21 protein-coding genes and 1 pseudogene are annotated in these 23,223 nt (G+C 70.7%); 12 read left to right on the top strand and 10 right to left on the bottom strand.

What is annotated here, in order from left to right:
* Positions 1 to 55 precede the first annotated feature (55 nt).
* Positions 56 to 1,453 (top strand): amidase, encoded by a 1,398-nt coding sequence (locus E1292_RS39210; RefSeq protein WP_132603493.1) that lies wholly within the window; start codon positions 56 to 58, stop codon positions 1,451 to 1,453.
* A 158-nt stretch (positions 1,454 to 1,611) separates the two neighbouring features.
* Here E1292_RS39210 and E1292_RS39205 read toward each other — a convergent pair whose 3' ends face one another.
* The gene (locus E1292_RS39205; protein ID WP_132603490.1) at positions 1,612 to 2,205 is read right to left on the bottom strand and encodes a TetR/AcrR family transcriptional regulator; all 594 of its coding nucleotides are present in this window, start codon (positions 2,203 to 2,205) and stop codon (positions 1,612 to 1,614) included.
* Positions 2,206 to 2,355: 150 nt separating this feature from the next.
* Between E1292_RS39205 and E1292_RS39200 the strand changes: the two genes are divergently transcribed.
* From E1292_RS39200 to E1292_RS39170, 7 genes are all read left to right on the top strand, one after another.
* Positions 2,356 to 3,405: an aldo/keto reductase gene (locus E1292_RS39200; RefSeq protein WP_132603487.1), complete on the top strand. Its 1,050-nt coding sequence runs from the start codon at positions 2,356 to 2,358 to the stop codon at positions 3,403 to 3,405.
* Between the two features lie 481 nt (positions 3,406 to 3,886).
* A complete protein-coding gene (locus tag E1292_RS39195) occupies positions 3,887 to 4,396 on the top strand; it encodes a DUF6069 family protein (RefSeq protein WP_246090633.1) in 510 nt (169 codons plus the stop codon).
* A 38-nt stretch (positions 4,397 to 4,434) separates the two neighbouring features.
* Positions 4,435 to 5,316 carry an ABC transporter ATP-binding protein gene (locus E1292_RS39190; RefSeq protein ID WP_132603484.1) on the top strand — a complete coding sequence of 294 codons (882 nt, stop codon included), beginning with the start codon at positions 4,435 to 4,437 and terminating at the stop codon, positions 5,314 to 5,316.
* Positions 5,309 to 6,049, top strand: a complete 741-nt coding sequence (locus tag E1292_RS39185) for an ABC transporter permease (protein WP_132603481.1) — start codon at positions 5,309 to 5,311, stop codon at positions 6,047 to 6,049. The genes E1292_RS39190 and E1292_RS39185 overlap by 8 nt, the downstream gene beginning before the upstream one ends.
* Positions 6,050 to 6,179: 130 nt before the next feature.
* Positions 6,180 to 6,518 (top strand): ArsR/SmtB family transcription factor, encoded by a 339-nt coding sequence (locus E1292_RS39180; RefSeq protein WP_132603478.1) that lies wholly within the window; start codon positions 6,180 to 6,182, stop codon positions 6,516 to 6,518.
* Positions 6,515 to 6,988 carry an SRPBCC family protein gene (locus E1292_RS39175; protein WP_132603475.1) on the top strand — a complete coding sequence of 158 codons (474 nt, stop codon included), beginning with the start codon at positions 6,515 to 6,517 and terminating at the stop codon, positions 6,986 to 6,988. The genes E1292_RS39180 and E1292_RS39175 overlap by 4 nt, the downstream gene beginning before the upstream one ends.
* Positions 6,988 to 7,632 (top strand): dihydrofolate reductase family protein, encoded by a 645-nt coding sequence (locus E1292_RS39170; protein ID WP_132603499.1) that lies wholly within the window; start codon positions 6,988 to 6,990, stop codon positions 7,630 to 7,632. The genes E1292_RS39175 and E1292_RS39170 overlap by 1 nt, the downstream gene beginning before the upstream one ends.
* 355 nt (positions 7,633 to 7,987) lie before the next feature.
* Here E1292_RS39170 and E1292_RS39165 read toward each other — a convergent pair whose 3' ends face one another.
* Positions 7,988 to 13,387, bottom strand: coding sequence for a Tc toxin subunit A-related protein (locus E1292_RS39165; RefSeq protein WP_132603472.1), 5,400 nt, complete (start codon positions 13,385 to 13,387; stop codon positions 7,988 to 7,990).
* 161 nt (positions 13,388 to 13,548) lie between these two features.
* Here E1292_RS39165 and E1292_RS39160 point away from each other — a divergent pair, with 161 nt between their 5' ends.
* Positions 13,549 to 14,109, top strand: a complete 561-nt coding sequence (locus E1292_RS39160; protein WP_132603469.1) for a cysteine hydrolase family protein — start codon at positions 13,549 to 13,551, stop codon at positions 14,107 to 14,109.
* A gap of 159 nt (positions 14,110 to 14,268) precedes the next feature.
* Here E1292_RS39160 and E1292_RS54440 read toward each other — a convergent pair whose 3' ends face one another.
* Positions 14,269 to 15,165 carry a hypothetical protein gene (locus tag E1292_RS54440; RefSeq protein WP_246090632.1) on the bottom strand — a complete coding sequence of 299 codons (897 nt, stop codon included), beginning with the start codon at positions 15,163 to 15,165 and terminating at the stop codon, positions 14,269 to 14,271.
* A gap of 699 nt (positions 15,166 to 15,864) precedes the next feature.
* A pseudogene (locus E1292_RS39145) lies at positions 15,865 to 16,628 on the bottom strand (class I SAM-dependent methyltransferase).
* Between the two features lie 443 nt (positions 16,629 to 17,071).
* Between E1292_RS39145 and E1292_RS39140 the strand changes: the two are divergent.
* Genes E1292_RS39140 through E1292_RS39130 form a run of 3 tightly spaced genes read left to right on the top strand, consistent with a single transcriptional unit; the run spans position 17,072 to position 19,165 of the window.
* Positions 17,072 to 17,689, top strand: a complete 618-nt coding sequence (locus E1292_RS39140) for a TetR family transcriptional regulator (RefSeq protein WP_132603463.1) — start codon at positions 17,072 to 17,074, stop codon at positions 17,687 to 17,689.
* Positions 17,686 to 17,886 carry a ferredoxin gene (locus E1292_RS39135; RefSeq protein WP_132510907.1) on the top strand — a complete coding sequence of 67 codons (201 nt, stop codon included), beginning with the start codon at positions 17,686 to 17,688 and terminating at the stop codon, positions 17,884 to 17,886. Before E1292_RS39140 ends, E1292_RS39135 begins: the two co-directional genes overlap by 4 nt.
* Position 17,887: 1 nt before the next feature.
* Positions 17,888 to 19,165 carry a cytochrome P450 gene (locus E1292_RS39130; RefSeq protein ID WP_132603460.1) on the top strand — a complete coding sequence of 426 codons (1,278 nt, stop codon included), beginning with the start codon at positions 17,888 to 17,890 and terminating at the stop codon, positions 19,163 to 19,165.
* Positions 19,166 to 19,227: 62 nt separating this feature from the next.
* On the opposite strand, the gene E1292_RS39125 is transcribed toward E1292_RS39130, so the two are convergent.
* The 6 genes from E1292_RS39125 to E1292_RS51765 form a co-directional block, all read right to left on the bottom strand.
* Entirely contained in the window at positions 19,228 to 20,445 is a 1,218-nt protein-coding gene (locus E1292_RS39125) for a cytochrome P450 family protein (RefSeq protein WP_132603457.1), read from the bottom strand.
* The gene (locus tag E1292_RS39120; protein WP_181958359.1) at positions 20,396 to 21,658 is read right to left on the bottom strand and encodes a cytochrome P450 family protein; all 1,263 of its coding nucleotides are present in this window, start codon (positions 21,656 to 21,658) and stop codon (positions 20,396 to 20,398) included. Before E1292_RS39120 ends, E1292_RS39125 begins: the two co-directional genes overlap by 50 nt.
* On the bottom strand, positions 21,655 to 22,248 hold the full coding sequence (locus E1292_RS39115; protein WP_132603496.1) for a GTP-binding protein: 594 nt from the start codon (positions 22,246 to 22,248) through the stop codon (positions 21,655 to 21,657). The genes E1292_RS39120 and E1292_RS39115 overlap by 4 nt, the downstream gene beginning before the upstream one ends.
* The gene (locus tag E1292_RS39110; protein WP_132603454.1) at positions 22,229 to 22,558 is read right to left on the bottom strand and encodes a DUF742 domain-containing protein; all 330 of its coding nucleotides are present in this window, start codon (positions 22,556 to 22,558) and stop codon (positions 22,229 to 22,231) included. The genes E1292_RS39115 and E1292_RS39110 overlap by 20 nt, the downstream gene beginning before the upstream one ends.
* A 26-nt stretch (positions 22,559 to 22,584) precedes the next feature.
* Positions 22,585 to 23,025, bottom strand: coding sequence for a roadblock/LC7 domain-containing protein (locus E1292_RS39105; protein WP_132603451.1), 441 nt, complete (start codon positions 23,023 to 23,025; stop codon positions 22,585 to 22,587).
* Positions 23,022 to 23,223: hypothetical protein (locus tag E1292_RS51765; RefSeq protein ID WP_165974976.1), on the bottom strand; the 202-nt coding region annotated here is incomplete at its 5' end. The genes E1292_RS51765 and E1292_RS39105, both read right to left, overlap by 4 nt.

Below are 23,223 nucleotides of genomic sequence, written 5' to 3'. Positions count from 1 at the left end.
GACTAGTCGTCGGCAGCATCAGATGTGTATAACAGACAGGACACCCCCAGAGTCCATGAGGACCGGACCGTTCGCCGGGCGCACCGTGGCCGCGCTCGGCCAGGACCTGCGCGAGGGGCGCACCACCGCGACCGAGCTGGCCCGGCAGGCGCTCGACGCCGTGGCCGGCCTCGACCCGGCGCTCAACGCGTTCGTCACCGTGGACGCCGCGGGGGCGCTGGAAGCCGCCCGGCAGGCCGACGGCGAGCTGGCCGAGGGCACCGACAGGGGCCCGCTGCACGGCATCCCCGTCGGTGTCAAAGACCTCATCATGGTCGCCGGCCTGCCCGTGACCATGGGGTCGCGGCACTTCTCCGGGTATGTCCCCGACCATGACGCGGCCTGCGTGACGCGGCTCCGCCAGGCCGGCGCCGTCATCGTCGGCATGACCACGACCCACGAGTTCGCCTACGGCCCCACATGCGACCGCTCGGCCACCGGGCCCTCGCGCAACCCCTGGGATCCCGCGCGCATGTCGGGCGGCTCCAGCGGCGGCAGCGCGGCCGCGGTGGCGGCGGGCATGGTACCGCTCGCGCTCGGCACCGACACGGGCGGCTCCGTCCGCATCCCGTCCGCGCTGTGCGGGATCGCCGGGTTCAAGCCCGCGTACGACGCCATCCCTTCGGACGGTGTCTTCCCCTTGTCGCGCACGCTCGACCACGTCGGCGTCCTCGCCGGCGACGCCCGCGACTGCCTGCTGGCCTACCGCTGCCTGACCGCGCAGGATTCCGGGCAGGACGCCGGGCAGGACTCCGGGCAGGACGTCTCCCGGGCGCGGGTGGCGTGGCTCGATCCGGCCGGGTTGTTCCCCGGGGACCCGCGCGTCGTGCGTGCGGCGCGGGCGGCGTCGGGGGCGGAGGAGGAGGTCCGGCTCCCCGCGGACGCCGGCGGCGAGCTGCGGGAGACGTACACGACGATCCAGAGCTGCGAGGCTGCCGCCGTGCACGCCGACCGCCTCGCCGATGCGCCCGAGCTGTTCGACGCCGAGGTGCTCGACCGCCTGCGGGCCGCCGAGGAGGTGCCCGGCTGGCGGTACGTGCGCGCCATGGCCGCCCGCGAGCGCCTCGCCCGGACGGTCGGAGAGCTGTTCGGCCGCCATGACGTGCTCGCGCTGCCGGCCGTGCCGATGACCGCGCCCCCGATCGGCCGGCGCGAGGCCGTGCTCGACGGGGAGAAGATCGCCGTCCGGGCCGCCCTGCTGGCGTACACGAGCCCGTGGAACGTGCTCGGCCTGCCCGCGCTGACCGTACCGGCCGGGCTGGTGGACGGCCCGGACAGCCCGAACGGCCCGATGGACAGCCCGAACAGCCCGATGAACAGTCCGAGCGGCCTGCCGGTGGGGCTGCAGCTCGTCTGCCGTCCTGGTCAGGAGAGGCTGCTGTTCGAGGTGGCCGCCCGCCTAACGCACTCCTGATGGCGAACGCCCGGCATGCTCGCCGCGCCGCGCCGGGGCCGAGGCGCACCGCCCGGGCCTAGGCGCACCGCCCAGGACGGGCCGCACCGCCCCGGGCCGAGGCGCACCGCCCGGGACGGGCCGCACCGCCCAGGACGGGGTGCTGCGCGCGCCCGGGATCACGGCGTGTCGCGGCGACGTCCGTCCGCGCGGGTGAGGCCGTCCATCAGCAGGTCGAGCAGCCGTTCGGCCTGCGGGCGCTGGTGGGCGGCCCCGGCCACCAGGGTGGCACCCGCCAGGGCCATGAGGATGTCTCCTGACGGCACGTCGTCCCTGATCACGCCCTGGGCGATCCCCGCGACGCGGAACTCCTCTACCGCGCCGGTCAGCTGCTCGCGCGTCAGCGAGCTGAGCCGCTGGTCACTCCGCAGGAGGGTTTTGAGCGTCTCGGCCATGCCGTGCTTGGCGGCGAGATAGTCCAGCACCTCGGACATCCACGCCCGCAGGGCCCGATCGGCGGGCAGCCCGGCGACGAGGTCCGAGGCCCGGGAGGCGAGCCGGGCGGTCTCGTAGCGGTAGGTGGCGTCGACGAGTTGTTCGCGGGTCGGGAAGCGCCGGTACAGCGTGGCGATCCCCACGCCCGCGTCCTTGGCGATCCGTTTCAGGGTCGCGGCGGCACCGTCCCGCGCGAAGGCCGCGGCCGCCGCGGCGAGCAGTCTGTCCTCGTTGGCCCGCGCGTCGGCCCGGATCGGCCGTCCGGACGGTTCAGGCATGCGTCTTCTCTCCCCGGCTTGCTATGTGGAGTCGGCTCCGGTTAACCTGGCAGCCAAGCGGACCCTGCTCCGTTTATTGCGGACGGTAGCAGAGGCCTGCCGGACGTTGCACACCACACCGCCTGGATCACGGAAGGGCCGTCCAAGGTCATGCACTACAGCACGCTCGGCGGCACGGGAATCCACGTCAGCTCGCTGTGCCTGGGTGCGATGATGTTCGGGAAGTGGGGGAACCCCGATCATGCCGAATCGATCGGCATCATCCACACGGCGCTCGACGCCGGGGTCAACATCATCGACACGGCCGACGTCTATTCGGGCGGCGAGTCGGAGGTCATCGTCGGGAAGGCGATCGCCGGACGCCGCGACGACGTCATCCTGGCGACCAAGGTGTCGAGCCCCATGGGTCCCGGCCCCAACCAGCGCGGCGCCTGCCGGCGCTGGATCGTCCGGGCCTGCGAGGAGAGCCTGCGCCGCCTCGGCACCGATCACATCGACCTCTACCAGGTGCACCGGCCCGATCCCGCCACCGACCTCGACGAGACCTTGGGGGCGCTGTCCGACCTCGTCCGCGCCGGCAAGATCCGCTACACGGGGTCCTCGACGTTCGCCCCCTCGGCCATCGTGCAGGCGCAGTGGACCGCCGAGCGGCGGCAGCGCGAGCGCTTCGTCTGCGAACAACCGCCCTACTCCCTCCTGAGCCGGGGCGTCGAGGCCGACGTGCTGCCCACCTGCGAGGCGTACCGGATGGGGGTGCTGGCCTGGAGTCCCCTCGCCGGGGGCTGGCTGTCCGGCCGCTGGCGCCGCGACGCGCCCGGTCTGTCCAGCCACCGCACGCGGACGATGCCCTTCCGCCAGACGTCCGCCCACTACGACCTGACCGTGCCGGGCAACCAGGCCAAGCTCGACGCCGCCACCGAGCTCGCCCGCATCGCCGGCGAAGCGGGCCTGACGCTGATCCAGCTGGCGCTGGCGTTCGTCACCACGCACCCCGCGGTCTCCGCGGCGATCATCGGCCCGCGCACCGCCGAGCACCTGCACTCCCAGCTGAACGCCGCGGACATCGTCCTGGAACCCGCCGTGCTGGACCGCATCGACCGCATCGTGGCGCCCGGCGCCGACCTCAACCCCGACGACGCCGGCTACAACGCGGCCGTCCTCTCCGACCCGGCCCGTCGCCGCCGCGCCGCCGCTCGGTGAACCGCCGACGGTCCAGGCGTCGCGGCAGCCCGGCCACCCGATCCTGACCTTCAGGCCCCAGCCGCTCAGCCCTGTGTGAGGTCTTTCGACCGCGGCGAGGTCGGGGAAGCCGGCCAGAGAGACGAGGGCGACGTGGCCACCGGCCCGCAGCCGCGGCCAGGACGTCGCTGCCGGCTCCTTCGATGCGGTCGTCATCGAACCCTTCATGCGGTGCCCGGATGCGTCTCAACCGTCACATCCTCGGCGAGGTCCGGCAACACGGGCCCGGCGGCCTGTCCCTGCGTGCAGCCCCGGCCGGCCGCTCCGGCCGAGGCCGGGGTGGGTTGGGGAGGCGACGCCGAGGCGGCGCATCGTCCCAGCTGGTCGCCGGTGCGGCAGGCCCGTCACCTACCAAAGTCGGAGCCGCTCCCCACCGGGGGAGGACACGGCGCGACCGCGCGCCCGATGCGGCGGGCCGGGCCGACGAGCGAGGCTGACCGGCATGAGCACCTCCCCGAACGCCTCCGTCCGCGCCTCCACGAACACCCCTGCCGACGCCTCCACGAACACCGCTGTCCACGCCACTCCCGCGCGGCGCTCAAGCGGCGGTCGCCGCGCGGGAGACACGAACGCCCGTATGAACACCTCCGTCAGCAGGCTGCTCACCGTGATCGGCGCGTCCGCGGCCGCCCTGGCCGGCTGGGTCCTGGCGGTCCCGGTGGCCGGAATCGCGCTGACCGTGCGGATGGGCGGCGGCATGCAGCAGGTCGGGCCGGCAGCGGTGGTGGTGGCGAGCCTGCTGGCCGGGCTGGCGGGCTGGGCGCTGCTGGCCGTTCTCGAGCGGTTCGCCTCCCGGGCCGGCCGACCCTGGACGATCGTCGCCCTGGCCGTGCTCGCCCTGTCCCTGCTCGGCCCGCTCGGCAGCGCCGCCGGCACCACCGCGACGCTGGTGCTGGTCCTGCTGCACCTGATCGTCGGCGCCGTGCTCGTTCCCGGGCTGGCACGGCGATGACCGCACCCCGGCGACGCCATTTACTCAGGAGGCCCGACATGACTGTCCTCGCCAGAGCGATCGACGCCACCCGCCGCTACGGCGACATGCTCGCACTCGACCACGTCTCGCTCGACATCAGAGCGGGCGAACTGGTCGGCCTGCTCGGCCCGAACGGCGCCGGCAAGTCCACCCTCATCAACCTCTTCGTGGGACTGCGCCGGCCCACCTCCGGCACGGTGGAGCTGTTCGGCGGCTCGCCGCTGGACCCGGCCATGCGGCGCGGCATCGGCATGACTCCCCAGGAGACCGGGCTGCCCGAGTCGCTGCGCGTCGGCGAGATCACCGACTTCGTCTCCGCGCACTTCCCCGACAGCGTCGGCACGGCCGAACTGCTGGCCAGGTTCGGCCTCGGCGACCTGGCCAGGCGGCAGGTCGGCGGCCTGTCCGGCGGGCAGCGGCGACGGCTGGCCGTGGCGCTGGCGTTCGCGGGCAAGCCGCGGCTGGTGTTCCTCGACGAGCCCACCACCGGGCTGGACGTCGAGGCCAGGCGGGCGCTGTGGGACGGCATCAGGTCCTTCCACGAGGAGGGCGGCGCCGTACTGCTCACCAGCCACTACCTGGAGGAGATCGAGGCCCTGGCCGAACGGGTCCTGGTGGTCGGTCAGGGCCGCGTCCTGGCCGACGACACCGTGCGGGCCGTACGCGGCATGGTGGGGACCCGGCGCGTCTCCCTCGTCGCCGACCACCTGCCGGACCTGCCGGGCGTGCTCGGCGCCGAACGCTCGGGCGGCCGGATCGACCTGGTCGTCAACGACCCCGACCGGCTGGTCGTGGAGCTGGTGCGCAGCGGGGTGCCGTTCTCCGGCCTGGAGATCAGGCCGGCCACGCTGGAGGAGGCCTTCCTCACCCTCACCTCGAAGGAGCCCGCACATGTCTAGCCTGGTCCTCGCCCACACCCGCTACCTCGTGATCGAGCAGATCCGGGTGCCGATCGCCATCCTGGCCAGCGCGTTCTTCCCGGCCGTCTCGATGGTGGCGTTCGTGGTGCCGTTCGCGGGCCAGGATCCCGTGGCCGCGACGACGGCGACGGGGTCGCTGATGTTCTTCGGCGCCATGTCGGCCGCGCTCATGGGGCTCAGCAGCGCCGTCGCGCAGGACCGCGACCTGCCGTGGAACCCGTACCTGCGCACGCTGCCCGCGGGCCCCCTCCCGCGCTTCGCCGGGCGGATCCTGTCGACGCTGGCCGTCATGCTCATCTCGGTCATCCCCGTACTGGTGATGGCGACGCTGTTCACGGAGGCGACGATCACACCGGCCAGGCTGTTGCTGGGGATCGGCGCGCTGGTCGTGGGCGTGGTGCCGTTCATGCTGATGGGCCTGTGCGTCGGCTTCCTGCTGGCCTCGAAGGCCGCCATGGCGGTGTCACAACTGCTGTTCTTCCCCATGGCCATCCTCGGCGGGCTGCTGCTGCCGCCGCAGATCCTGCCGGGATTCGTGCAGGCCGTCTCGGCGTACGTGCCCACCAGGGGCGCGGCCGAGCTGATCTGGTGGGCGATCGCCGGCGCCCGGCCGGGCGCGGTGCCACTGGTCATGCTGGCCGTCTGGACCGGCGCCACGGCGGCAGCCGCCGTCTGGGCCTACCGCCGCGACGAGGGCAGGCGCTTCACCTGACCCGCCGCTCAGCCGCCGGTCAGGAACGGATGGAGGAGGCCGGGCGGGGTCCGCTGTCCGGCATGGCCCGATAGCGCGAACGGACACTTAGCCCTTGCGCTAACCATGGCTTTCCGCAACACTTAGCTTCATGGCACAGTTTTCGGCGCAACTGGACGGCGTGTTGCTCGCCCTCGCCGACCCGACCCGGCGAGCCGTCGTCCGGCGCCTCGGCCACGGGCCCACGAGCGTCGGCGACCTCGCCCGCGACTTCCCCATGACACTCCCCTCGTTCATGAAGCACGTACGGACCCTCGAATCGAACGGGCTCATCCACACGACCAAGTCCGGCCGGGTACGCACCTGCGTGCTCAACCGCGAACGCCTCGCCCTCGTCGACGACTGGCTCGCCGAGCAGCGCCGGATCTGGCAGGAACGCACCGACCGCCTCGAAAGGTTCGTCACCGACCCACAGGAGAACAGGCCATGAACCCCGACCTCGACCTCAGTCTGGAGCGGATCATCCGCGCCCCGCGCGCCACCGTGTGGAGCGCCTGGACCGACCCGTCCCGGCTCGAGCAATGGTGGATCCCCGCCCCCTTCCGCTGCCGGGTGGACCGCCTGGACCCGCGGCCCGGAGGAGCGTTCGTGACGCGGATGAGCGACGGCGGGCCGGAGTTCGTCCCCCACCTGGACGCATGCTTCCTGGCCGTGGACGAACCCGAACGGATCGTGTTCACCAACGCCGTCACCAGCACCTGGCGTCCCGCCGACCCGGCGCCCGTCGCCATGACCGCCACGATCACGCTGAACGACCACCCCGACGGCACCGACTACCGGATCCTCGTCCGGCACGGCGACCCGGAATCCCGTGCCCAGCACGAGAAGCTCGGCTTCGCCGACGGCTGGGGCTCGGTCACGCGCCAGCTTGCCGCCTTCGCCGAGAGCATGGCACCGTGATGAAGATCGTCTTGCTCCAGTTCGTCACCCTCGACGGGGTCAGCCAGGCGCCGGGCTCACCGGACGAGGACACCAGCGACGGCTTCACCCGCGGCGGCTGGCTCGTACCGCACATCGACGAGACCTTCGTCCAGCGCACCTCCGAATGGCTCGACCTCGCCGACGGGCTGCTGTTCGGACGCCGCACCTACGAAGCGTTCGCCCGCGACTGGCCGAAGATCACCGACCCGGCCGACCCGTACGCCGAACGCATGAACGCGCTGCCGAAGTACGTCGTGTCGAACACCCTCACCGAGGGAACCTGGCACCCCACGACCGTGCTCAACGGCAACGCCGCCCAGGCGCTCGCCGCGCTGAAGGCACGACCGGGACGGGAGCTGCAGATCCACGGCAGCGCCCGCCTGGCCGACGCGCTGCTGGCGGCAGGCCTGGTCGACACGATCCGCCTCGCCGTCGCGCCCACGCTGCTGCGCACCGGCCGCCGCCTGGTCACCGGCCCGGGCGCCACGTCCGGCCTGCGCCTGGTCCACCACGAGGCGACACCGAACGGCCTGCTGCTCCTGGAGTACGACACGACAGGCCAGGCGTCCCAGGGCGCGTACGAGGGCGTCGCCGCCTTCCTCCAGGAAGAACGAGCGCCGTAGGCCCTGCCCCCGCCATCCTGATCCGCCACGCCACCGCCGGACCCTGCCCACGTCCCCACCGACGCATCCACCACCTCCAGGGCGCGAAAGCGCACGTGGGTGTGCCCACGCGGCCGGTCGGACTCCGAGGGGCAGGATCGCTGGCGCTGAGCGGGCGTCGATCCACGCCGACGCGATGAGCGACGTCGCGGCGGCGGCCCGGAGATCGATGCCCGGGGTGTGGCCATGGACGCGGTCGCCGCGACGGTGGTGGTCGGTCGGGTTTTCTTGGTCCGGATGTGCCGGCGGCACGGCGTCGGGACGCGGTATGGCCCGTGCCCCCGACCAGGACTGGCCGGGGGCACGGGAGACCCCGCTAGCGGGCGCGGTAGGACAGGATCAGGCCGAGACCCTCGAGCGCGGACTTGTCGCCTTCCAGGATCAGGCGCCAGGTCCCGGCGGTGAGGCCGGGGGTCGGCAGGAGCTTGCCCTCGTTGAGCGTCAGGCGTCGTTCGCCGTTGAGGAGGAAGCGGGCCGAGCCGCTGCCGGCCGGCGAGTACAGGGCGTACACGCCGGTGATGGCGCGGCCGGACATGCCGGGGAACATGTCCGGGGTGAACGGGAGAGTCAGCGTGTCGGCGGAGCCTTCGACGAACGTTGACCACTCCTCGGGGAACTCCGCCGGGATGTCGCAGTAGCGAGCCGTGGCATAGGGCTTGAGCATGCCCTTGACCGCGCCGGCGAAGAGCTCACCGCCCTGTTCGGCGGAGTACTTCACGGTGATGGTGACATCCAGGAGTTGCGGGGCACCGCCGGAGGGCAGCTCCAGGCGCCACCGGGAGACCGCGCCGGTGCCCTCGAAGGGAAGGTAACGGTCGTCGTCGTAGCGGAGCTCGAAGAGGCCGTTGTTGTCCTTATACTCCTCCAGGTCCGACAGTGCGATCTGCTGGCCGCCGCGCCAGTCGGCGCGCAACGTCGCCGGCATCGGGCCCTTGGGGTCGAGGAGGTACTTGACGGCCTTGGGATCGGCCGCGAGCACCGTCCTGCTGTCCAGCTGGGTCAGCACGGCGTTGAGACCGATCGGCCCCTCCTGGCCGGTGAAGGTGACCGACACCGTCTTGACGCGCCGACGGTAGTGGCCGGGGAAGTCGCGATCGAACAGGGCCTCGGTCAGGGCGAACTCGCAACGGCCGGTGGTGCGCAGGTTGAGCGCGGCCACCGGGTCCAGCGCCAGCAGCGACACCTTCTTGATGATCTCCAGGCCGCGGCGGTCGCTCTCGAGCCAGGCCTTGCCCAGCCGCTCCAGGTCCAGTCCCAGAGTTTCCGCGGCGAGCAGGCCGTTGCGCCGGCTCTCCCAGTAGAGCGGCTGGATATAGTCGGCCTCCCCCTCGGGGACGCCCCGCTCGTACTGGAAGGACCGTTGCGCGGCGCGCGCCATGTCGTAGGCCATCGAGTAGGCCTGGAAGTACAGCCCGGCCAGCCGCCCTGACATCCACTGGTACAGCTGGAGGTTGGTGAACTTGCCGGTCATGAAGGCGCCGACGGCCTCCAGGTTGGCGATCTGCTGATCCAGGATCTCCAGCTCGCGCTGGGCGGCCTTGAGCCGGAGCTCGGCGGCCTTCACCTGGTGGCCGAGCTGCTCCACGTCGTTGCGGGCGACCGCGAGCTGGAAGGTCCAGTCGCTCGCCATCCGCTCCTGCTCGGCGCGGATGCCGAGCAGTTCGCCGATGACATTCAACGCCTCGGCCGCCGACGACGAGGCCTCGCCGCCGTGCTCCAGGGCCTCCGTCACCTGCTCGCGGCCCAGCTTGGTGCCGGTGATGAACAGGCCCAGCAGGACGTCCGGCAGGCCCGAGGAGATGGCCGCCCCGGCCTGGAAACCGGTCGCGACGACGTGGGCGACGACCGCCGCGGACATCATGCCGAGCTGCGCCTGCTCCAGCGGCGTCAGCCCGGCGGCGATCAGCCCTTCGTAGTGGTCGACCCGGTTCTGCGCGCCCTGCTCGCTGACCTGCACCTCGCTCAGGCCCTGGGCGGCGATCTGCACCTCCGCCTCGCGCACGGCGCGGGTGAGGGCCAGGATCGTGCCCTCGTGCCGGTTGTTGAGGAGCGCCAGCTCCTCGGAGTCGCGGCGCTCCAGCACGCTGAGCAGGTCGCCGCCGAACTGCCGCAGCTTGTCCACCAGTTCCTGCGCCTTGCGGAAGACGGAGGAGAAGCGGTAGTGCGGCACCGGTATGGTCGCGGCGGCGGCGAGCCGGTCGAGCGACGCTCCCGCCGCCGCGCCGCGCACCAGCGCCATCACGTCGGCCGGCGGCTCGAACAGCGGCAACGGCCGGCTGACGCCCATGATGTCGAGCGAGGCCCGGATCTTGCGCAGCCGGTCCTCGACGCGGTCCCAGTACTCCAGGAACACGCCGTTGGCGGGGACGTGGAAGTACGGTCCCGCGACGCTGGCGTGCACCTCGCCCTCCTTCTCCAGCATCGCGCCGCCCGCGGTCAGCTCGGGGAGCCCGTCGTCCTGGGGTGCCCGGCGCAGCTCCTCGTAGGTGAGCGCGGGCGTGAGGGCTCGCGGGCCGAGGTCCTCGGGTGGCCGCTCGCCGAGCAGGTCGTAGGCGAAGATGTAGAGCATCCTGGCCTCGTCGACGCTCTCGGCGGTGTACTGCCTGAAGAGCAGGTCACCCCAGTCGAGCAGGTTGTCGACGTACGCCATCACGACCGCGCGCCGGTAGGCCGACGGACGCAGCTCGGCGATCGGGTGCGGGTCGAAGGGATCCTCCAGGTACGCCTTCAGCAGCGCGGCCCGGTCGCCCATGAGATCGTACTGCCGGCGCAGCCGGCCGAGCATGGCGATGCGTTCCAGCAGGCCGTTCAGCGCCGGCCCGCCCTCCGGCGGCGCCTCCAGCGCGTTGAGCGCCTCCTCGATCGGCGGCAGTCCGGCAGTCGACGGTCCGCCGGTCGGCAGCTCGGCGAGGTAGTCCTTCTCGGTCTCGCTCAGCTCGCGCCGGTGCTGGAAGGCGGGGGCCATCGGCTCCACCTTGACCAAGATCTGCTCCAGGTCGGCGGCCGGCTTTCCCACGTCGGCCCCTCGGCCGGCGAGCTCGGCCAGGTCGTCGCGGCAGCTCCGGACCAGCGCCTCGACGTCCGCCGCCAGGAACGGCAGGAAGCGCCAGTACCGCGGCATGGTGGGGTCGAAGACGTACTCGTACCAGGTGCGGGCGTCGTCGAAGCGCTGGGCGGCGTTGAGCGCCTGGGCGATGAGCGTGGGGGCGTGGAAGAAGACCTCCCAGTAGTAGATGCCGTTGCCGCTGTTGAAGTCCAGGTGCGTGCCGGCCGGCACGCCCTGCTCCGCGGTCGACTCGGTGACCAAGATCGTGGTGGCGTCGGAGACCCGCGTGCTGAAAGCCGGCAGCTCGTCGATCTCTTGGAGGTCCGGCGCGAGCAGCGCGGGCACGCCGCCCTCCAGCAGCGCCTTGTTGAGCCTGTACGCCGTGCTGGAGGTGAGCCTGATGACCTCGTGCGGCAGCGCGGCGATCTCGTACGGCCGCTGGACCTTCACCGACGAGGGGTAGGTGACGTACGTGGAACCGAGGAACAGGTAGAGGTCGGTGCTGTCGAGCACGCCGTCCAGCCCTTCCTCCCAGCCGTCGGGCAGGCCGCGCCAGTTGCCGCTGACCGGGGAGAACTCCGCCGCGGTCGCCAGCTCCTCGCCGGGCCGCAGCACCGTGTAGTCCTGGTCGCTGAAGACGTAGCGCAGGCCCGAGCGTTGGAAGACGGCCCGGACGCGGCGGCTCATGGGCTTGGGATAGTCGGGGTCGGCCAGAGCGGACACGACGCCGTCCTTGAGCGTGTAGCGGACGTACTCGAAGTTCCTGGCGAGGAACAACGTGGCGTCCTCGCCGTCGGCGCCGGCGACGACGTAGGCCGCGTCGACGCCCTCGTCGGTGATGGCTGTTCTGGCCACGCCCAGGGTCTTGATGGGGGACGGCTCGCTCTGGACGTATTCCCCGGGACCGTTGCCGGAGTGTGCCCGACCCTTGCCGGATTCCTCGCGGGTGATGGACAGGTAGGTGTGGGTGTCGTTGTTGAAGAAGTAGACGCTCTCACCGTAGCGGAAGGGGGCGCTGACAGGGCCGGACTGCGGCAGGCCGTCCTTGTTGCCCCGCAGCTGGATCGTGCGCTCGTTCCGGCCGTCCCAGCGCCGGTAGGAGTCGCCGTTCACGACGAAGACCTCGTCGCCACCGAAGAGGACCGCTCCCACTTGCGTGTCGCGGGACGCCCATGGCGGCTGGAAGGCCTCCAGGGGGTTGCCGGGACGGGTCCGGCGCACCCACACGCGCTGTTCGGCCGAGTGGTAGTACTCCACGCCATCCGCGTCGACGGCGGCGGCGTCCACCTTGTCCCACTGCGGGAAACCCTCCTTGTTGCCGTCGATCAGCTTCGGATAGCCCACGTCGATCCTGCCGAAGGGATCACCGGAGTAGCGGTAGTAGTACTCGCCGGAGAACAGGTAGAGGAACCCCTCCTTGACGATGGCCGCGTCGGCCTCGGCCTTGTCGTCGTACAGGGCGGTGGGGACGTGTCCCCAGCGTTCGCCCGTCGGCGGCTTGCTGAGGCGGGTGGCGGTCGTCCGTGTCGCGGAAACCTCCACGTAGTAAGGGCCGGAGCCGTTCTCGCCGGTGTTGTTGAAGAAGTACCTGACACCGCCGGGCAGCTCGACGGCGGCGTGGATCGGGGACCACGCCGGCAGCTTGTCAGGATTGCCGCTCAGCTGCCGCGGCTCCTCCCCGCTGCCCTCCGGGACGATCGGCCGGCACAGGAAGCTGCCGCCCTTGTGGTCGACGCTCATCCACGCGTCGCTCCCGGCGCCGGCCGGCATGGCCAACTGGACGACCTTGGACGCATCGATGGGCTCGTTGAAGATCTGCTCCAGCCGGGACGGCCGCACCGGCTGCGGCACCCCTTCGGCGCGGATCGCATACAGCTCGGGGGTCAGCGCGAACGCCGACTGCACCTTTTCCGGGCCGTTCGGCCTGGCGACCGTGTACGTGCAAGTGATCAGGATGGTGTCGTGCGTGCCACCGTCCGGCACCGGTACGGTGGCGGACGCCTGGACGTAGAGGCTGACGCCGTCGACGGGCGCATCCTGTACGTCCTCCAGGGGCAGGACCTGCGCGGGCACCCATTCGCCGCTGAGGTTGCGGAAGGAGTAGTTGACGCGCACGCGGTACTTGGGCGGCGGCGGGGTGAGCGTACGGTTGTCGCCGCGCTGCTGCTCGGTGAGCGTGGTCTGGGCACCGGGCTCGGGCGCGACCGCCTCGGCCGTGGGCCAGAAGACGAAGATGCGGCCGAAGGCGTGCACCGGATAGACGATCTCGGCCTCGACCTGCGCGTCGACCTTCAACCACGGCTCCCAGGTGGCCGACAGGCGCCCGTCGTCCCTGAACTCCGCCTCGCGGCAGTAGTAGCGCCTCGGCTCGGTCCTGGTCCTGCCGAACAGCACCAGCCGCCGGACGCCCGCTTCGGCGCCGTCGGCGCTGTAGACGTAACCGCCGGCGATCGCGTGCAGCATCTCGTAGCCGGCCCGCCGGCTCGTGACGCCGGAGCTGGTCAGGGTCACAATCGTGGCGGCCCCGGCCGCCACGGCGCGGCTGACGAAGGCTTCCGCCAGGTCGGTCACGTGCTCTGGATCGAAGAGGCTTGCGATGAGGAACACGCCCTGTACGCCGTCGAACGACAGGTCGCCCGGACGGTTCAGGCCACATGATCCGCTGCTCACGCCCGACTGAGTCAGCCCTCATGGGTGCAAGCCGCCTGCGCCGCGGCTGATGGCCCTTACGCCAATCTGTCCCACTATCGTCGTACTGGATCGACGACAACAGCGCCAAGGATACGACCGTGAGGATGGCCGATGGCGTGCCGTACAAACAAGGAAACCGTATGACCACCACCGCGCTCATCGTCGGAGACCTGCAGGCGGGCATCGTGGACAACTACCCCTTCGCTGCCGGCGTGCTCCCCGTCGTGGAAGAGGTTCTCCCTGCGGCCAGAGCCTCCGGCATCCCGGTGATCTTCATCCGTTTCGGGCTCCGGGCCTCAGGCCTTGATGTGGCAGCGGGAAACCAGTTGATCAGCGACCTGCACGGGGCGGGGACGCTGTTTCACGAAGAATCCCCCGAGACGCTCGTGCACCCGCGCATCGCACCGTTGCCGGGCGAGGCCGTCGTCCTCAAGCGCCGCGCCAGCGCCTTCGCGGCGACAGACCTCGATCGGCTCCTGCGCGCCCAGCACATCGACTCGATCGTGCTGACCGGTGTCGCGACCGGGGCGATGATCGCCGCCACCCTCTACGACGCCTCCGACCGCGACTACCACGTGACCGTGCTCAGCGACGCCTGCGGTGACGGGGAACCGGACGTGCACGACTTCCTGATCAACCGCGTCTTCCCGGCCAGGGGCGCTGACGTCCTTACCGGCCATGAGTGGACCGCCCGCCTGTGACCAGCCTGATCAGCCGTCAGCATCAAAGATCTATGTTCTACTAGATGATCAATTCCAAAGGACGCCTGCGGAGGGTGTGGGGTGGGCGGCGGCCGAAGCCACCGCGAGAAGGTCAGGCGGCGGCTGCCGGCCCCTGGTTGTCGAGGTGGCAGCGGGCGGTCAGGCGTCAGGGTCGACTTCGGGGTGCGTGAACCGCACGGGCTTGCCCAGCGACCGGGCGTAGGCGATTTCGGCTCGGGTGCTGTCTCCGATGTAGTCGCCGACGACGAGCACCTCATCAGCGAGCCGGATCTTCGCCCGGTGCAGATCGTCGAGTCGAACCTTCAGCGCCTCGGCCTCGACAGGATCGGACCAAAGTTCGTGCGGCGACTTCATGTCACAGCCCGGTTTGACGACAATCTCTCCGGCTCTGGTCTCCCTCAGATCGGCCTCGTTCATCTCGGTCATGAAGCGGGTGGAGCCGCAGATCACGACGATACGCGGGAGGCTCAACAGCTTCTTCGCGTCGGCGAGCTTCTCCTCGGGGGTGAGCAGTTGCGGGTATGACACTGGATCCTCCTGGTGGTGTGGTCCAAGGGATGCCTGCGGAGACGAGAACGAGGGGTCCAAGATCGTTTCGTGACGAAAGACGTGGACACCCTCGCGACAGCACTCTATGCGACGACCGACGACATGCTGAAGGAGCATCCCACCTGGCGCCGTGGCGCCGGTCGGCATTACGCCCCGCCTCGGCGATGCCGAACTGGTCACCCTCGCCACGATGCAGGCCACCTCCGAAGCCACCGCCGGCAGCCCCGCCGCCACCAACGCCGTTCGTGGAGCCATCCCGAAGCGGCCCACTGAGCCTGCCCGGTTCCACCGCTGCCTAGCTGTCTCTGCGACCAGCGCGTCCTGACGATCCGGAGGCACGTTCAACAGAGGGAGAACCTCCGGCACTCCCAGCCGGACCAGCATCGCCGTCGCTTTCAAGACCGCGAACCGCTGACCGGCACTCATTACCTGACCTGCAATCAGCGCAGGCCGACAATGCATCGCCACCCCAAGTTTGTCGCTCACCGCGCTCGTGCTGATCTGCGGGATCGCTGATCGCATACGGTCCCGCTGAGGAGCGAGCCGCATCGCAATGGAGCCGGCATCCGTGAGCGAGATAGACGAGCAGGCCGGCCGGCCGGGCCCCCGTCGCACGGCAACGCGGCATCTCGGGCAGAGATCCACCAGCAGCGCCCGATGCTCGCGACAACCGCGGCCAGCCCAGCTTCCGCCAGACCAGCCAGGCTCCGTTTGACGCCGCGACGCACTGCGGGCATGCCCGGCTGCCGAGGAACTGCACCCATTCACGGCTCTCTGCCCGGCGGACTGACTCCCTGTCGCCCGCACGGACGTCGGCCAGATCCAGGACCGAGCCGTCGAACCTCTCCAGGTGCATCCCACGCACGACCTCGGAGCTCACGCCTGTACAGCCTCGATCGCCCCGCATGTCTCCGGCATCGTGATGACGCCGTACGCCAGTGAACGAACGTCACTCGACGCGCGTATATCCAGCCCCAACGCCTCGACCATCGTCCACGGCGGGCATCGATTCCGAAGGGCCATCCGATCAGCCCATGACGCGAACGACTCGCCGTACGCTGGTGCCACCACCAACGCCAGCCATCGAGGCCAGACCGCCACCATCTCCCGGTGTGACTGAGTGCTTCAGTTGCGGCAATCGTCCGCTGAAACGCTCAGTCACGACGATTGATCGTTACGGGGCGCCTAGCTGACTTCGAGAACGAAGAACAAGAAGCACAGGAACCTCGTGCCGGTGATCTCGCGGAGCTCCTCTGGGAACAGTTCGCGGGCTTCCGGCACGAAGGGCGGTTCGCTGATGACGCTGATGCGAAAGCCCGCCGCGGTGAAGGCTTCGGTCATCGCGTGCAGCGGCCGGTCCCAGAACCTCATCTGGGCGGTCTGCCACCCATGGTCCATTCTTCGGTCCGGCTGCGGGTCTCGAAGTACTTGGGCTTCTCCCCGGCCATGTGCTGAAAGAGAGCGATGGAGAAAGGATGGTCGACCGAGACCAGGAGTCTGCCACCGGACTTCAGCACGCGTCTCAGCTCGGCCAGCGTCGGTCCCCAGTCTTCCAGGTAGTGCAGCACCAGGGACCCGATGACGTCGTCGAACGCGCCATCGGGAAAGGGCAGCTGGCCGGCCAGGTCAGCGACCCGCAGATCCGCGTCGGCGCCCAGCCGCTGCCGGGCCAGCTCCAGCATCCCGGCACTCGCGTCGATGCCGGTCACGATGGCACCTCGATCGCGCAGCGCGGAGAACAGGGGACCCGAGCCGCAGCCGGCGTCGAGGATCCGCCGGCCGGTCACGTCCCCGGCGAGCTCCAGCATCGCGGGCCGTTCGTAGTACGCGTTGAGGAGACTGGTCTCGTTCTCGGCCGTGTAACCCTCGGCGATCCTGTCGTAGTCGTTGAGTGGGGAGGGGTTTGCGGTCTCAACGTGATCTTCGGGCATGGTAGACATGCGGGCCATTTTGGCCCAGCAGTCTCGGCGGCACAGACATACGGCAGATCTTGATCAAGCACGCGATCGGCCTAAAATCCCTCTCGCCAGCGAATGCGGCAGGTCGAGCCGGGCCGAAGCAGCCTCTCCTCGCTGCCGGTATGCGCGGAACTCGCCAACTCAAGCGCACATCCGCCAACTGAAGGGCTCAGTCAGCCCTGCCTGGCGGACACGCGGTGCCAACTGTCGCTCCCGGATAAGCCACCTGTCGCCCCCATGGGCCAAGTAGCGCTCCCAATGTCATCCGGGCCGGACCTCCTGCCGTACACGCCGCTACTGCCAACGTCGATTGCGCGCTTCCATGTCCCCTTCCAGTTGCCGTGACGGACTGTCGTCGTCAAGACCCTCAGACTCCTCGGGATGTGGTGCCAGGTGCCCTTGACGAATCAAATGAACGACTTTTTAATTCGTTCATGGGCCGCATAGCCGGTGTTACCGCCGCCGAAACGCGGGAGCGTCTGCTGCGCGCGGCCGCCGACGTCTTCGCCGAGCGCGGATACGACGGCACCCGTGTCGCCGACATCGCGGCCGCCGCCGGGGTGAGCAACGGGGCGCTCTACGCGCACTTCGGGTCGAAGGCGGATCTGCTCGTGGCGGCCCTGCGCGCGCACGGCCGCAGCATGCTCGCCGACCTGCTCGCCGCCGACCCGAACCGGCCGGTCACGGAGCTGCTCCTCGTCATCGGCCGCCGGCTCCCGCGCAGGCCCGACGTCCGTGGCCGCCTCGTCGTCGAGGCGCTCGTCGCGGCCCGCCGCGACCGGGACGTCGCCCTGCCCATGCGCGACTACATCGGCGAGCGCGCCGGCCAGATCTCCGGGCTCGTACGCGGGGCCCAGGACGACGGCGAGCTCGATCCCGCGCTGTCGCCCGACGCGGTGGCGCACTTCTGCCTCCTGCTGGCGATGGGTAGCGTGCTGGTCACGCCGGACCTGCACGCGGTCGCCGACGAGGAGTGGGCCGAGCTGCTCGCCCGCGTCGTGACGGTCCTCGGCCCCGCCGGCATCACAGAGAAGAGGGAGTCGACCCCGTGAAAGTACAGATCAACCCCGAACGGTGCCAGGGGCACGGGCGCTGCTACGACCTGGCTCCGGGCCTGTTCGGCGAGGACGACGAGGGTTACGGGCAGGTTCTCGGCCACGGCGTCGTTCCGCCGGGCGAGGAGGAGGCGGCGCGCCTGGCGGTGGCCAACTGTCCCGAAAGGGCGATCGACGCGCACGAGGAGACCTGACATGGCCGTTGACGAGCGCTTCACGCAGGACTACCGGGACGGGCAGGACGAGGAGCTGGTCGGCACCCGCAGCGAGATCGTCACCGGTCCCGTCGCCGACTGGACGACCGACTTCTCCCACCTTGAGCCCGAGTGGGCCGCCGACCCGTACCCCATCCAGGACGAGCTGCGGCAGGGCTGCCCGATCGCGCGCACCGAGCGGTTCGGCGGCGGCTGGTTGCCGACGCGGTATGAGGACGTCGCCGCGATCGCCTACGACACCGAGCACTTCTCCTCGCGCGCGATCGTCATGAGCAACTACCGGCCGCCGCTCGACCTGGCGCCGGTCGGCGGCGTGCCCCCGATCTCCTCCGACCCGCCGTTCCACCGCGACGCGCGCCGGCTGCTGCTGCCGGCGTTCACCAAGAGCGCCGTCGCCAAGCGGGAGGCGGCCACGCGGGCGTACTGCCACACGCTCATCGACGCCTTAGAGGGCCGGCGGGACGTCGACGCGGCCCGCGAGTACGCGCAGCACATCCCGGTACGGGTCATCGCCGACATGCTGGGCTTCCCGCCGGAGGACGGGCCCCGCTTCCGCGCGTTCATCGAGCACTCGCTCGAAGGCGTCAACCTGCCGCCCGAGGAGCGCATGGCGCACATGGGGGAGCTGTTCGACTACCTGCTGGAGCAGATCCGCGACCACCTCGACAACCCGCGCGACGACCTGACCACCTACCTCATCGAGGCGGAGCTGTACGGCCAGAAGCTCCAGCCGGCGCACGTGTCCGGCACGATGGCCCTGCTGCTCATCGCCGGCATCGACACCACGTGGAGCGCGATCGGCGCGTCCCTGTGGCACCTGGCGAAGACGCCGGCCGACCGGGAGCGCCTGGTGGCCGAGCCGGAGCTGCTGCCCACCGCGATGGAGGAGTTCCTGCGGGCGTACGCGCCGGTCACGATGGCGCGGCTGGTCAAGCAGGACATGCACTGGCACGGCGTCGACATGAAGGCCGACGACTGGGTGCTGCTGTCGTTCCCCGCGGCCAACCGTGACCCGGCGCACGTCGAGCGGGCGGACGAGGTCGTCATCGACCGGGAGGTCAACCGGCATGTCGCGTTCGGCCTGGGCATCCACCGCTGCGTGGGCTCCCACCTGGCGCGCATGGAGCTGCGGGTCGCCCTGGAGGTCTGGCTGGAGCGGATCCCGGAGTTCACGCTGGCCGACCCGGCGGCGGTGACCTGGGCGACGGGGCAGGTCCGCGGGCCGCGGACACTGCCCCTGCGGGTCGGCCGTACGTGACGCCGGCTGTCCGGCCGGCCCCGGCACGGCTGCCCCTGCGGGTCGGCCGTACGTGACGCGGGCTATCCGGCCGGTCCCAGCACCACGGGCAGCGACCGTACGTCGCTGCCGATGAAGGACGGTGCCGGCGGGAGCGTGCTCAGGTCGGCGGCCGGCCGCATGCGCGGGAACCGCTGGAAGAGCGCGGGTAAGGCGGCGCCGGCCTCGAGCCTGGCCAGCGGGGCGCCGAGGCAGAAGTGGATGCCGTGCCCGAACGCGAGGTGCTGGCGGTCGCGCCGGTCGATGTCGAACCTGCCGGGGTCGGGGTTGACGGCCTGGTCGCGGCCGTGCGCGCCGAACGCGATGAGGATGAGGTCGCCCTTGCCGATGGTGACGCCGTCGCCGAGGTCGATGTCGGCGGTGGCGTACCGGAGCGGCAGGTGCATGATCGGCGAGTGCCGGCGCAGGCTTTCCTCGACGACGTCGCTCCAGCGTTCCGGCGTGGCCGTGACGGTGGCGAGCTGGGCGGGGTGGGTCAGCATGGCGATGATCGCGCGGTCGATCAGCGACACCGTCGTCTCGCTGCCCGCCCCGATCATCAGGATCAGGGTGCTGACCAGCTCGTCCATGCTGAGCCGGTCGCCGTCGGCCTCCTGGGCGACCAGCAGCAGGCTCGTCATGTCGTCGCCGGGTTCGGCCCGTTTGGTGGCGACGAGCCGGTGCATCGCGGCGTACATGTCCCGCTGGACGGTGGCGGCCTGCTCGGCGGTGAGGCTGGTGTCGAGTACGGCGTCGATGACGCCCAGCATGGTGGGCCGCTGCTCGGCGGGTACGCCGAACAGGTTGCAGATGACCTTGGTGGGGACCCGGTAGGCGAAACGCTCGCGCAGGTCGACCGGCTGCTCGGGAGGTGCGGAGGCGAGGTCGTCGAGCAGGGCGGCGACGATGTCCTCGATCGCGGGCCGCATGGCTTCGATGCGGCGGGCGGTGAAGGCCCGGCCGACCAGGTCCTTCAGCCGCTTGTGGTCGGCGTCGTCAGCGGTGAACATGCTGACGACGTCGACCCAGGCGGTCAGCCAGGCAATGGCGAAGGGGCGGTAGTCGGGCCAGGATCTGCGGGCGTCCTTGGAGACGTCGGGGTGGGTCAGGAGGTGCTTGACCACGTCGCCCCGGCTGACGGACCAGGCGACGAGGTCGCCGGGGAGCCGGACCTGGACGGCGGGGCCTGCGGCGCGCAGTTCGTCGACCTGGTCATAAAGGTGGATGCCGGTGGTGTCGAGGGTCGGCGGTGTGCAGGTCACGGGGACCTCCGGTGGCTGGGGGGTCGACCGGCTGAGGACGGAAGCGGATGCCCAGCGCAGCGGGACACGTGTGGAAGGGCCCCGGCCGGTTGGGAACCTCGGCGTCGGTGAGGTCGAGGTTCCACAGCTGGTCCAGGAGCGTCTCGATCCCGGTCTGCGCTATGACGGCGGCCTGGCTGTCGGCCGGGCAGCGGTGCGGCCCGGCCGACCAGGCCAGGTGGGAGCGGTGGTCGTAGCCGAGGCTGGGCAGCGCCGGATCGGTGCCGGTCGCGGCGTGGCTGATGAGGATCGGCACGCCGGCGGGAATGGGGACGCCGTGCAGGGTGGTGGCGTGGCGCGCGTAGTGCGCGGAGAAGTTCGCCATGGGCGAGCGGGTCCACAACACCCTGTCCATGGCACGGCGTACGGTGACGGCTCCGCCGATCAGGTCGCCGGCGTAGTCGTCGTCGGTCAGCAGCAGGCGCAGGCCCGAGGCGATCCAGGCCGCGGTGGGGATGGTCCCGGCGCCGACCAGCACGACGAGCTGGTGCAGGATCTCCTCGTGCGTCAGCGCGGCGGGGTGGGACAACATCCAGGAGGTGCAGTCACGGCCCGGCCGGGTGGACTTCATCTGGATGATCTCGGAGAGGCACTGGGCGAGTTCCGCGGCGCCCTTGCCGGCCTCGGGACCGGCGTTGATCATGCCTTGGCAGCCGGCGACCATGCGTCCGGTCAGCTGGGGCGGGCAGCCGAGCAGGTCGGTGAAGACCAGCAGCGGCAGGGTGTCGGCGTACTGGCTCATCAGGTCGGCGTGCCCGGTGTGGGCGAAGCCGGAGATGAGCCCCAGGGCGTGGCCGCGGGTGATCTCCTGCAGTTCGTGCAGGTTGATCCTGTCGAGGCAGTCGTCCATGGCGTGCCGCAGCCGGGCGTGCCGGTCACCGTCGGTGTACAGCAGGCTCGGGCGGAACGCCATCAGCGCCAGGACGGGGCTGTCGGCGGGCACCTCGCCCTGTTGCAGCGCCGCCCACATGCGGCTGTCCTTGCTGTACGTGGCGGTGTCCTTGAGCAGGTCGGCGGCGGCGCGCCGGCTGGTGACGACGAGGGCGTGCACGCCGTCGGCGATCTCCGCCCAGGCCACCGGTCCGGCGGCGCGCAGCGCGTCGTAGGCGTCTTCGGCCCGGGTGGCGAAGTCGTCACCGAACAGGCGGGCGGCGGGTGTGACGGATATGGTCATCGGGCGGGCTCCGGTCGGAAGTGGGCGAGGATGTCGGAGACGAGGACGATCAGCCCCTGCTTGGCGGAGCTGAACATGCGCGCGTCCAGGCCGACGAGCGGCCGGTGGTCGGGCATGCTCAGGCTGTCGCGCAGGTCGGACTCGGCATAGCGAGGAGCGCCGTCGAAGTGGTTGATCGCCACGGTGTACGGCAGCCCGGCCTCCTCCAGCAGGTCGATCGCGTCGGAGCTGTCGGCGATGCGCCGCGTGTCGACCAGCACCAGCCCTCCGAGCGCGCCCTCCATGAGCGAGCGCACCATCCCGCGGAACCGGTGCTGGCCGGGTGTGCCGAACAGGTACAAGACGATGTCGTCGGTGAGGGTGAGGCGGCCGAAGTCCATGGCGACGGTCGTGGTGGTCTTCCCGCGCAGGTCTTCGAGATCGTCCACAAGCCGGCCGGCCTGCGTCATCTCTTCTTCGGTCCGCATCGGCCGGATCTCTGACACCGTGCCCACGAACGTGGTTTTACCCACTGCGAACGGACCAAGCACGACAATTTTCACCGAGCGTGCCCCGGGCGGCACGTAACGATCAGAGCTTTTGTAGGGCATCCAGTACCTGCCGTAGGAAGTTCTCGTCATGCTGCCCCGCCAACGGGGCGTAAGGAGCGCGGGCGATGAGGTGCCCGCTGTCGATCAGCTTGGACACGATCACCTTGACGACCGCGCCGGGCAGCTGGAGGTGGTAGGCGACCTCCGACACCGACAGGACGCCGGGCAGGCAGAGATCCATCACCCGGTGCGCCTGGGCCGGCAGGCCGGCCGGCGGCGCGCCGGTTTCGGCGACGAGCAGGGTGGCGTCGTCCAGGCTGCCTCGTGACGGGATGGCGTCGCCACCGGTAGCGGTGTGGGAGCGGATCATGCCCGCCCGCCGATGACGCGGCCCGGTCACGCGTGCTTGCCCCGCTCGCGGGCGCTCAGCACGTCGCGCAGCCCGGCGATCATCTTCAGTGTCGCGGTGATGGCGACGCCCACCTGCTGGCTCATCGAGTCGCCGCGGACGGACACGCCGACGCCCGTACGCTCGCCGGCCGCGAACAGCAGCACGGTGACGTCCTTCATGTCGCTGATCACGTGGCGCAGGGCCACGGGGGCGCCGTGCTCGCGCTCGATGCCGCAGAAGGACGAGAGCTCGCCCTGCAGCGACTTCATGCCGGACATGGCGGCGGCGGCGCGTTCGGCGTCGTCCTGGCTCAGGCCGTCGGAACGGGCCAGCACCAGCCCGTCGGTGGTGAACAGCAGCGCGTTGATGACCTCTGGCTCCTGCGCGAGCCTGTTGAGGGTCCACGTCATGTTGGCGGTGTCGGCGGTGGGCTGCTGCGTCGTCATGGCTGGGAGTTTCCTTGCGGGTCGGCGGCGTAACCCGAGTCGAGCGCCTGCCGCATGCGCTCCAGGCCGGCGGCGGCGTCCTCGGGGGCGAGGGTGTCCGTGATGGCTTGCTGGGTCACCGGCGTGGGCCTGCCAGGGCCGGAGTGCCTGCTCTGGCGCTTGGGCAGGCCCGCCGACGTGGTGACGGGCAGCTCGGCC

This window comes from Nonomuraea deserti (assembly GCF_004348685.1).
Taxonomy (GTDB): Bacteria; Actinomycetota; Actinomycetes; order Streptosporangiales; family Streptosporangiaceae; genus Nonomuraea; species Nonomuraea deserti.
The sequence above is the reverse complement of the archived record's forward strand: the minus strand, read 5'-3'. Positions and strand labels throughout refer to the sequence as shown.